General features: G+C 62.2%; 5 protein-coding genes and 1 rRNA gene. 3 read left to right on the forward strand and 3 right to left on the reverse strand.

The window, feature by feature from the left end:
- On the forward strand, window positions 1-7473 hold a 7473-nt coding region (locus tag ACQKPS_RS26560), incomplete at its 5' end, for an immunoglobulin-like domain-containing protein (protein WP_427606236.1).
- An 81-nt stretch (window positions 7474-7554) separates the two neighbouring features.
- The gene (locus ACQKPS_RS26565; protein WP_054887217.1) at window positions 7555-7896 is read left to right on the forward strand and encodes a hypothetical protein; all 342 of its coding nucleotides are present in this window, start codon (window positions 7555-7557) and stop codon (window positions 7894-7896) included.
- A 37-nt stretch (window positions 7897-7933) separates the two neighbouring features.
- Here the strand turns inward: ACQKPS_RS26565 and lapD are convergent, their stop codons facing one another.
- Window positions 7934-9880, reverse strand: coding sequence for a cyclic di-GMP receptor LapD (lapD, locus tag ACQKPS_RS26570; protein ID WP_427606238.1), 1947 nt, complete (start codon window positions 9878-9880; stop codon window positions 7934-7936).
- A gap of 10 nt (window positions 9881-9890) precedes the next feature.
- Window positions 9891-10583, reverse strand: coding sequence for a cysteine protease LapG (gene lapG, locus ACQKPS_RS26575; protein WP_427606240.1), 693 nt, complete (start codon window positions 10581-10583; stop codon window positions 9891-9893).
- Between the two features lie 271 nt (window positions 10584-10854).
- Here lapG and ACQKPS_RS26580 point away from each other — a divergent pair, with 271 nt between their 5' ends.
- Window positions 10855-11544 (forward strand): GntR family transcriptional regulator, encoded by a 690-nt coding sequence (locus ACQKPS_RS26580; protein WP_254482516.1) that lies wholly within the window; start codon window positions 10855-10857, stop codon window positions 11542-11544.
- Window positions 11545-11619: 75 nt separating this feature from the next.
- On the opposite strand, the gene rrf is transcribed toward ACQKPS_RS26580, so the two are convergent.
- Window positions 11620-11710 (reverse strand): 5S ribosomal RNA (gene rrf, locus ACQKPS_RS26585); the annotation flags it as partial.

Genomic DNA, 11710 nt, shown 5'->3' on the forward strand with positions numbered 1-11710 from the left:
GCTGCCGTCACCAACAGCATCACCAGCGTCAGCGGTGGCAATTACGAGAACCTGATCGCCAATCAGGCACCGGTCAGCACCTCCGTTACCGATGTACAAGACACCACCACTGTCACCTTGACCGCCACGCCGTCCTTGGCGGAAGGCGGGACCATTATCTACACGGCGACAGTGGGCGCGCCGGTGACCGGCAGCCCGGTCGTAGTCAGCCTGGCCAACGGCCAGACCATCACCATCCCGGTCGGCCAGAGCTCCGGCACCGCCACGGGTGCCGTCACCAACGACGTGTACCAAGGCCACGCGGCAGTCACCAACAGCATCACCAGCGTCAGCGGCGGAAACTACGAAAACCTGGTCGCCAACCAGGCACCGGTCAGCACCTCCGTTACCGATGTCCAGGACACCACCACCGTCTCGCTGACGGCAACGCCGAGCGTGGCCGAGGGCGGGACCATTATTTATACGGCAACAGTGGGCGCACCGGTCACCGGCAGCCCGGTCGTAGTCAGCCTGGCCAACGGCCAGACCATCACCATCCCGGTCGGCCAGAGCTCCGGCACCGCCACGGGTGCCGTCACCAACGACGTGTACCAAGGCCACGCGGCAGTCACCAACAGCATCACCAGCGTCAGCGGCGGAAACTACGAAAACCTGGTCGCCAACCAGGCACCGGTCAGCACCTCCGTTACCGATGTCCAAGACACCACCACCGTCTCGCTAACGGCAACGCCGTCCGTGACGGAAGGCGGGACCATTATTTATACCGCGTCAGTGGGCGCCCCTGTCACCGGCAGCCCGGTCGTAGTTAGCCTGGCAAACGGGCAGAGCATCACCATCCCGGTTGGCCAGAGCTCCGGTACGGCCATTGGTGCCGTCACTAACGACGTGTACCAAGGCCACGCGGCCATCACCAACAGCATTACCAGCGTCAGCGGTGGCAATTACGAGAACTTGGTCGCCAATCAGGCACCGGTCAGCACCTCCGTTACCGATGTCCAAGACACCACCACCGTCACCCTGACCGCCACGCCGTCCGTAGCGGAAGGCGGGACCATTATCTACACCGCGACAGTGGGCGCCCCTGTCACCGGCAGCCCAGTCGTAGTCAGCCTGGCTAACGGCCAGACCATCACCATTCCGGTCGGCCAAAGCTCCGGTACCGCCACGGGTGCCGTGACCAATGACGTCTACCAAGGCCACGCGGCAGTCACCAACAGCATCACCAGCGTCAGCGGCGGAAACTACGAAAACCTGGTTGCAAACCAGGCGCCTGCCAGCACCTCCGTTACCGATGTCCAAGACACCACCAGCGTCACCCTGACTGCTACGCCGTCCGTGGCGGAAGGCGGGACCATTATCTACACGGCAACAGTGGGCGCGCCGGTCACCGGCAGCCCAGTCGTAGTCAGCTTGGCCAACGGCCAGACCATCACCATTCCGGTCGGCCAGAGCTCCGGTACCGCCACGGGTGCCGTGACCAACGACGTCTATCAAGGCCACGCGGCAGTTTCCAACAGCATCACCAGCGTCAGCGGCGGAAACTACGAAAATCTGGTCGCCAACCAGACACCGGTCAGCACCGCCATTACCGACGTACAAGACACCACTACCGTCTCGCTAACGGCGACGCCCAGCGTGGCCGAAGGCGGCACTATCGTTTACACCGCTACAGTAGGTGCGCCCGTCACTGGCAGCCCAGTCGTAGTCAGCCTGGCCAACGGCCAGACCATCACCATTCCGGTCGGCCAGAGCTCCGGCACCGCCACGGGTGCCGTCACCAACGATGTCTATCAAGGCCACGCATCAGTCACCAATAGCATTACCAGCATCAGCGGTGGCAACTACGAAAACCTGGTCGCCAATCAGGCACCGGTCAGCACTTCTGTTACCGATGTACAGGACACAACAACGGTGTCGCTAACGGCGACGCCCAGCGTGGCCGAAGGCGGCACTATCGTTTACACCGCTACAGTAGGTGCGCCCGTCACTGGCAGCCCAGTCGTAGTCAGCCTGGCCAACGGCCAGACCATCACCATTCCGGTCGGCCAGAGCTCCGGCACCGCCACGGGTGCCGTCACCAACGATGTCTATCAAGGCCACGCGGCAGTTACCAACAGCATCACCAGCGTCAGCGGCGGAAACTACGAAAATCTGGCCGCCAACCAGGCACCGGCCATCACCTCCGTTACCGACGTACAAGACACCACTACCGTCTCGCTAACGGCCACGCCGTCTGTGGCCGAAGGCGGCACCATCGTCTATACCGCCACGGTAAATGCGCCGGTCACCGGCAGCCCGGTCGTAGTCAGCTTGGCCAACGGCCAGACCATCACCATCCCGGTTGGCCAGAGCTCCGGCACCGCCACGGGAGCCGTCACCAACGATGTCTATCAAGGCCACGCATCAGTCACCAACAGCATTACCAGCGTCAGCGGTGGCAATTACGAGAACCTGGTCGCCAATCAGGCACCGGTCAGCACCTCCGTTACCGATGTACAGGACACAACAACGGTGTCGCTGACGGCGACGCCCAGCGTGGCCGAAGGTGGCACTATCATTTACACCGCCACAGTAGGCGCACCGGTCACCGGCAGCCCGGTCATAGTCAGCTTGGCCAACGGCCAGACCATCACCATTCCGGTCGGCCAAAGCTCCGGTACCGCCACGGGTGCCGTGAGCAACGACGTCTATCAAGGCCACGCGCCAGTTACCAACAGCATCACCAGCGTCAGTGGCGGAAACTACGAAAACCTAGTAGCAAACCAGGCGCCAGTCAGCACTACCGTTACCGATGTCCAGGACACCACCACCGTCTCGCTGACGGCGACGCCAAGCGTGGCCGAGGGTGGCCAAATCGTTTACACCGCTACCCTGACCAATGCTGCGCAGTCGGCGGTAACTGTAAGCCTGAGCAACGGCCAAACCATCACCATCGCCGCCAATCAGACCTCTGGGAGCGTCGCCGTTGCCGCGCCAGCCGATGATCCGTACCTCGATGCCGGACAGGTCAGCGCACGGATCACCAATGCCTCGGGTGGCAACTTCGAGAACCTGGCGATCAACAGCACGCCAGCGGTGACCAACGTTACCGATACTGTCGATACCTCGACGGTGAGCCTGACCGCCACGCCGTCGGTGGCCGAAGGCGGCACGATCATCTACACCGCCACAGTGACGGCGCCAGTCACCGGCTCCGCCGTCGTGGTAACTCTGGCCAACGGCCAGACCATCACCATTCCGGTTGGCCAGAGCTCCGGTACTGCCACGGGTGCCGTGACTAACGACGTCTATCAAGGCCACGCGGCCGTCACCAACAGCATCACCAGTGTCAGCGGCGGCAACTACGAAAATCTGGTCGCCAATAAAGCGCCAGTCAGCACCAGCGTCACAGATGTGCAGGACACCACCACGGTGTCGCTGTCGGCAACGCCAAGCGTGGCCGAGGGTGGCCAGATCGTTTACACGGCCACCCTGACCAATGCTGCGCAGTCGACGGTAACCGTCACGCTAAGCAACGGCCAGACCATCACCATCGGCGCCAGCCAGTCTTCCGGAAGCATCACCGTGGCGGCGCCAGCCGACGACGCCTACATCGGCACGTCCACGGTCAGCACCACGATCACCAACGCCACCGGCGGCAACTTCGAAAGCCTGGTAGTGAACCCGGCGCCGGCGGTCACCGCCGTGACCGACACGCTGAACACCACCACCCTTGGCATCACCGGCTCAGCCACCGTGGCCGAGGGCAACAACGCAACCTACACGCTGACCCTGAGCAATGCGCCGCAGACCGACGTGGTAGTCAAGCTGAGCTACAGCGGCACCGCCACCAACGGCGGCGACTACACTGGTGTGGCCACGGTGACGATAAAAGCCAACAGCAACCAGGCCACGTTCACCATCCCGACCTTGAAGGACAACATCGCCGAGGGCACCGAACAATTCACCATCAAGATCGACTCGGCCACAGGCGGCAACTTCGAGGGGCTTGTCATCAGCCCTACCGCAGGCAGCATCACTACCCAACTCTACGAGCCTGCCCCGGTGCTGGACCTCGACGCCAACGACTCCAGCGGCAAGTCGGGCGCTGACTTCCAGACCACCTTCACCGAAAACGGCAGCGGCAACTCGATCAGTGACCTGGATATTTCCATCACCGACTTCGACAGCTCGCAGATGACCGGTGCCACTGTGACTCTGACCAATGCCCAGGCCGGCGATGCATTGAACCTGGGCAGCAGCGTCAACGGCATCACCGTCACCTCCAGCGTGACCGCCGGCAAGGTAGTACTGACCTTGACAGGCAACGCCTCGCTGGCCGACTACATGCAGGCGATCAAGAACATCACCTTCGTCAACACCAGCGAGGACCCGAGCACCACGCCGCGGATCATCACGGTCACGGTCACCGACGGTGTCAATGTGTCCAATACCGCGACCGCCACGGTCAACGTAGTGGCGGTCAACGATGCCCCGGTGGCCACCGGAGGTATCGTCACCGGTGTGGAGGACACCGCGCTGGTGCTGAACTGGAGCCACTTCAACGTCACTGACGCCGACACCCCGACCTCAAGCCTGGGCGTCACCTTCACCCAGCTGCCTACACTCGGCACCCTGCAGTACAACAACGGCACCACCTGGGTGAACGTGACGGTCAACCAGACCGTGAGCCAGGCCGACATCGCTGCCGGCAAGCTCAAGTTCGTGCCGTTGGCCAACCAGTCCGGTGCCGATGGCTATGGCGGCTCTGGCGTGGGAAACAACCAGGCCGACTATGCACAGATCAGGTTCAAACCCACCGACGGTATTACCCCAGGCAGCGAAACCACGCTGAAAGTCGATATCACCCCGGTCGCTGACACGCCGACCCTGAGTATCGGTAGCAACAACGTCAACTCGCTGGGCCTGACCAAGGAAACCTGGACCACCCTGACCGGCCTGGGAACCAACGGCAATGGCATTACCGGCGATGCGCTGAAAACGGTCTTCACCAATTCCGGCACCGCCACCAAGTCCGAGACCACCACCAATGTGCAGTCCGACGCCAGCGTTGCCGCACAAAGCGGTTCGAAGACCTCCGGCCTGGTCTACCTGGAAGCCGGCAAGACCTACACCTTCAGCGGGACTGCCGACGACAGCCTGTTGGTGAACATCGGCGGCAAGAACGTGGTAACTGCTACCTGGGGCACGGGAGGCACCGTGGCGGGCACCTATACACCAGCCACAAGCGGCTACTACACCCTGGAGGTCTACCACGCCAACCAGTCGGGCCCGGGCAGCTACGACATCAATATCAAGGTTGGCAGCGGCGCGGTGGGTGACTTCAACAGCACCAGCATCGCCATGTACCCGAACGTCACCGCCCTGGCCAACGCCGGGGTTACGGTATCCGACCTGCACGGCAGCAGTGGCCAGGGCTACTACGATGGCTACAAGCTCAACGAAGGGCCGGAAAACGGCAGCGTCAAGCTGGTGGGCATCAGTAGCAGCCTGACTGACACCGATGGTTCCGAGGCCCTGAGCGTCAAGCTGGCGGGCATTCCGGCAGGTTCGGTGATCAGCGACAGCGCCGGGCATAGCGCTACCGTGGGGGCCACGGCAGTCGACGTCAGCGGCTGGACCCTGAACAGCCTGACGATCAAGCCACCGGCCTACTACAGCGGCCAGTTCGATGTGAAGGTCACCTCGACCTCCACCGAGTCGGTCGGCGGTAGCTTTGCCACCACCGAGGGCACCCTCAAGGTCACGGTGTACCCGGACAACTACACCACCTCCCAGCTGACCATCGCCAATGACAGTACAACCGGCACCTACGGCGACGACATCATCATCGCCGACACCGCTGGCCTGCACATGACCGCCGGTACCAACTACAACCTCGCCTTCATCGTCGACACCTCGGGCAGCATGAGCAGTACCGGTATCGAGGCGACCAAGGCGTCCCTGGCCACTACATTCCAGGCCCTGCTGGCGGATGCCAAGGCCACCGGGGTCGGCACGGTGAACGTGTTGCTGGTGGACTTCGCCACGCAGGTCAAAAGCACCGTTGCAGTGACCCTCAACGATGCCGGCCTCAAGACCCTGCTCAACGCCCTGAGCGGCATGAGCGCAGACGGTGGCACCAACTACGAGGATGCGTTCAAGACGACGGCCAACTGGTTCCAGAGCCTGAAAAATGCAGGCGTCACCGGCACCAACCAGACCTACTTCCTCACCGACGGCCAGCCGACCTACTACCAGACCGGCGAGCAGACCAACCCGGCACTGGCCAACAGCTCGGTCAAGCTCGACACACTGCTTGGCAACATCAGCTACAAGATGGGCGACACCCTGACCAACTATCAGCTGGACACCAATAACCGGGTGTCGATCGACGCCACCGGCAAGCTCACCGCTGAAACCCGCAGCTTCGACCTGCTAAGCCTGAGCTACAAGTGGAGCGCCGTGACCACCGGCCTGATTCACGCCGAAGGCAACGGAGGCTATGAGCTGTCGAAGCTGGCGGGCACCGGCAGCACCACGACCAGCGATACCCTGAGCAACGCCACCTCCAGCTTCGCCCTGCTCGCGGCGCTATCGTCGGTCGAGGCGGTCGGCGTGGGTACAGGCATCAGCAGCACCGACCTGAAACCGTTCGACAGCGACGGGGTACCCCAAGTCAACGTCGACCCGAGCAAGATCTCCGATGCGATCCTCGGCCACACCGACCAGACCATCGCCGGCGCCGACACCATCAGTGGTGGCGACGGACACGACATCATCTTTGGCGACCTGGTGAGTTTCGACTCGATCCCCGGTAGCGGCATCGAGGCAGTCCAGGCCTTCGTCGCGACGAAGCTAGGCGTGGACACGAGCTTGGTGGATGCCAAGGTGATGCATCAATACATCAGCGAGCATTACACCGACTTCGACCTATCGCGCACCAATGACGGCGCCGACACCCTGATGGGGGGCGGTGGCAACGACATCCTCTTTGGTCAGGGCGGCAACGATTACATCGATGGCGGCAAAGGCAACGACATCTTGCTCGGCGGCACCGGCAACGACACCTTGCTTGGCGGTGAAGGCAACGATCTGCTGTTCGGCGGGGCCGGCAACGACGTGCTGACCGGTGGCAAGGGCAATGACATGCTCAGCGGTGGTGCCGGTGCAGATACCTTCGTGTGGAAAGCCGGCGACATCGGCCAGGATGTGATCAAGGACTTCAAGCTGAGCGAAGGCGACCGCCTCGACTTGACCGACCTGCTGCAGGGGGAACGTGGCACGACCATCGACAACTACCTGAAAATCACCACCGTGGGCGGCGAATCGACCCTGCAGATCAGCACAGAAGGCAAGCTCAATGCAGCCGGCGGGCTGGCCAATGCTGACGTGTCGATCAAGCTGGAGGGGGTGAACTGGTCGAACACCAGCATCAACTCGCTGATCAGCGGCGCAGACCCAACCATCAAGATCGATAACAACAACAGCTGACTGGCAGGCGCAGCAGGTCAAAGCTGCCTATGCTGCGCCAGGAACCACCATGAAGGAACCGGGGTGACGAGGATGGAAGCACTGTTCTATGTGCAACGCGACCAGAAAGGGCAACTGCAGCGGGTCGAACCCGTGCCGTACGCCGACCACACGGAAGTCCTGCCGGCCGACCATGCCGAGATTCAGGGGTGGTTTGCCGACGATGTTGTCGAAAACAGCCTCAAGCAGCTCAAGCAGAGCGACCTGGATATGATCCGTGTGCTCGAGGACCTGATCGAAGTACTCACGGCCAAGGGCGTGTTCAGCATCACCGACCTGCCGGCGGGGGCGCAGGCCAAGTTGCTAAACCGCTCCACCGCGCGCAAGGCGCTGGGGAGCTTGAACAACCTGATCGAGGAAGAAGAGGAAGGCGGCTTGATCTGAAATTACCGGGTGCGCCTTGCGCCCCGGCATTCTTCGATCAACGCCAGGGCGCCGGCTCGCCGACCAGCTGCCCCTGGATGCCACCGACACCCATCTCCACCAGCACCAACCGCTCGCCTTCGGTTTCCACCCGCTCGGCAATCAGCGGCAGATCGATGCTGTGCGCCGCGCGCTGGATAGCCTCGATGAACAGCCGCTTGTGCTGTTCCTGGTCGATGTTGCGGATGTAGCTGCCGTCGATCTTCAGGTAGGCAAGGCCCAGGTGTGCGAGGTTGCCGATCATGCTGAAGCGCCCGCCGAAGCGCTGCAGCGCCAGGCCGAAGCCCAGCCCGTGCAGACGGCGGGTGAGTGCTTCCAGCGCAGCCTGCTCGGGCAGTTGCTCCTCGCCGATCTCGAAGGTCAGGCGCGAACCCAGCGCGGTGTTCTGCCCCAGCAGCTCGTACACCCGTTGCAGGGCCTTGGGGTCGGCCAGGGTCGTCGCCGACAGGTTCAGCGCCACCATCTGGTCATGGTTGCGCAAGTGCGTCAACACCTTCTCCAACACCAGCTCGTCCAGCCGTGACATCCAGCCGAAGCGCTCCAGCCAGGGCAGGAAGCGGCCAGCCGGCAGGGCGTTGCCCTGGTCGTCCAGCAGGCGCGAAATCACCTTATGGTGCAAGACGCGCTGGGTATCCCTGGAATCCACCACCGGCTGGAAGAACAGCGCAAACTGGCCGTTTACGAAGGCTTCATCCAACCGCGTGTGCCAGGCGTGCTGGGTATCGCCAGCCACATCTGCCACGCCCTGCTCCAGGCACACCCATCCCGGCAGGGGCTGGTTCTCGGCCCGCGCCAACGCTTCGTCGGCCAGCTTGAGCAAGGCTTGGGGCTCATCGCCCGGGTGGAATGGCGCAAGGCCAATGCAGGCCACCGGCTGGATATCGCTGGCCCCGGTCTCGTGCAGGCTCTGCAACGCGATTTCCAGGGCTTGGGCAAGCTGGATGGCCTCCTCATGCACCATGCCCGGCGCCAACACCGCGAACTCACCGCCACGGCTGCGGGAAATCAGGTCGTTGGTTTCCGGGTAATGCGCACAGGCGCGGCGCAGTTGCTCGCCCACCGCCTGCAGCAGCTGGTCGGTGCGCTGGCCACCCAGGCGCGCGTTGAGCCCTGCCAGGCCCTGCACACGCAACAGCAGCAGGTAGCCGGAACGCGCTTCTTCCAGGTTGCTGACCCGGGCATTGAGCTGCATCTCGAAATAACGGCGGTTGGACAGCCCGGTCAGGCTGTCCTGGTAGGACTCGGCGCGCAGCCGTTCACTGCGTTCTGCCTGCTCGGAGAACAGCGCCTTGAGCTTCTCGACCATCTGGTTCATCGCCTGCACCACGCGACGCAGCTCCGGTGTGCGCGGCAGGTCCGGCAGGCTTAGGAATTCGCGGCGGGCAATGGCATGGGACTGCTCGACCATGTACTCCAGCGGACGCAGTTGACGGCGCAGCAGCAAGGCACCGAGCACGGCGCTGGCGGCACCGCACAGCAGCAGCCAGCCTAGGCTGCCCAGGGCACTCTGCCAGAGCTTGCCGATGGCGAACATCGGGTGGCTGATGACCTCCACCCGCGCCGCCTGCTGCCAGCCACGGCTGACGAGGGCGTCGCCACCGGCCGCTTCCAGGCCGATCAGGCTGATGAACCAGCCAGGTACACCGCCAGGGTCCGGCTCTGCATGGCGCTCGACCAGCACGGCATTGGAGCTCAGGTCGACCACCTTGATGCTGGCGTAGTAGCCACTGTCGAAGATCGAGCTGACCATGAGCTCGACCATCGCCTGGTCATCGATATTCGGCGTCAGTGACAGTGCCAGCGCAGTGGCCGCATCCTGGGCATGCGAGCGCAACTGGTTGACGTACTGGCTGCGCGAGCTTTCCAGGCTGACCATGAAGCTGCCGCTGAACGCGACGACCAGGAACAGACAAATGGCCAACAGCAATTGTTTGAACAGTGACATCTGTGCTCCTTCAGTAAACCGGTTCGGCCGGGAACCCTTCGGCCTGCATTTTCTTCAACAGGTCCTGCCAACGGGACAGGCGCTTGGTATCACCGACCTTCTTGTTGCCCGCAGCGCCGGTCAGCCACAGACCTTCACCATTGAAGGCGTACACCGGCAGCAGGTCGGTGCGCTGGCTGGCCGGCTTGATTGCGTCCACCAGGCTGTCGAGCACCAACGGCTGCGCCTGTGGGCTTGAATAGTAGGTCAGCACCATGTGCGCGCGGTTCTGGCGCAAAGCCTTGACGTAGGTGATGCGCAGCTTCTCGCTGGGGATCCCCATGCGCCGCAGGCTGAAATACTTGGCGATTGCGTAGTCCTCGCAGTCGCCGGCGCCTTTTACAAGCGCCTGGATCGGCGTGGCCCAGTAGTCGACCTCGTGCCACAGGTCGATATCTTCGACGTAACGCAGTTGCTGGTTGAAGAACTGGTTGACCACCTGCAAGCGCTGCATCTCGCTGCCCTGGCTCTGTGTGGCCATCAACCGCTGCCAGGCATCGATGCGGCCCTTGCCGTTACCCAATGGGCCATACAGGGCCTCGGACTTGCGGCTGATCTCGGCAAAATCCCAATCCGCATGCAAACCGCCCAGCAGCAAGCTACCTAGCAGCAGGGCAAGGCCGAAACGTCGCACGGCGGTTTTGAGCAGCCAGGTAATCGCCACTGCGAGGCCCTGTTCAGGTCATTCCAAAGCAGCGATGGTGCGGCTTGGCCACCTAAAAGACAATGGCACCGCGCAATCATGTAGCCGATGGTCGGCCAGGTACAACTTTATAGTTAATGCCTAAGGGGTGTCGCTTCCTTTGCCAGAAGAACTCATCCACCATAATTGTGAACCTAAGCCGCTCGCTCCTTCGCCAGCGCGGGTTTGACAGGCCCCCTACCTATCACTAGGGTCATTGGATCCAACTTTTTGTCGTCGAGGCACACTTCGCTTGGCCGAGAAAATCAAACTTACTAACGTGCTGGCCTGCGAACAACTGCCAGCACACCAGGCCCGTAGCGTTATTGAAGAACGCCTGCGCAGCGCCATTCTCGATGGCCGCCTGCCACCTGGTACCGCCGTGCGCCAACAGGAAATTGCCGACTTGTACGGTGTCAGCCGCATGCCGGTGCGCGAGGCGCTGCGCCAGCTGGAAGCGCAATCGTTGCTGAAGGTGGAAATGCACAAAGGTGCAGTGGTCGCACCCCTGATTGGCGAAGACGCAGTCGACACCTATGCATTACGCGTGCTCCTGGAGAGCGAAGCGCTGCGCCAATCGATCCCGCTTCTCGATGCCGATGACATCGCCAGTGCCCGTGGTTATATCCAGCAACTGGAGAACGAAACCAGCCATGCAGAAATCGGCCGTCTCAATCGGCTCTTTCACATGGCGCTCTATGGCAAGGCCTCCAATCAGAAACTGCTGCGTCTTATCGAAAACGAGCTAAACGAGGAGGAACGCTTCTTGCGGTTTCATCTGTCCTCCATGGGGCTGGGCAAGCTGACCCAGGACGACCATAACGCCTTGGTAGATGCAGCCGCTGACAAATTGGTCGACGAGGCGGTAAGGGTGCTGGAGCAGCATCTGAACAATGGATCGCGGGTGATCAGAAACTACCTGGACAAACAACTCGCCCGCTAGCGGTCACGCCAGGGTACTGTAGCCCGGAAAAGAAAAAGCCCCTGTCTGCAATGCAGACAGGGGCTTTTGTTTGAATCTTGACGATGACCTACTCTCACATGGGGAAACCCCACACTACCATCGGCGATGCATCGTTTCACTGCTGAGTTCGGGATGGGATCAGGTG

The sequence above is a fragment of the Pseudomonas sp. NPDC086566 genome (genome assembly GCF_050280885.1).
Classification (GTDB): Bacteria; Pseudomonadota; Gammaproteobacteria; order Pseudomonadales; family Pseudomonadaceae; genus Aquipseudomonas; species Aquipseudomonas vlassakiae.

Bases quoted from the DNA above. Each gene is read 5' to 3' on its own strand.
- lapD (WP_427606238.1), bottom strand. From the start codon at position 9,880: ATGTCACTGTTCAAACAATTGCTGTTGGCCATTTGTCTGTTCCTGGTC.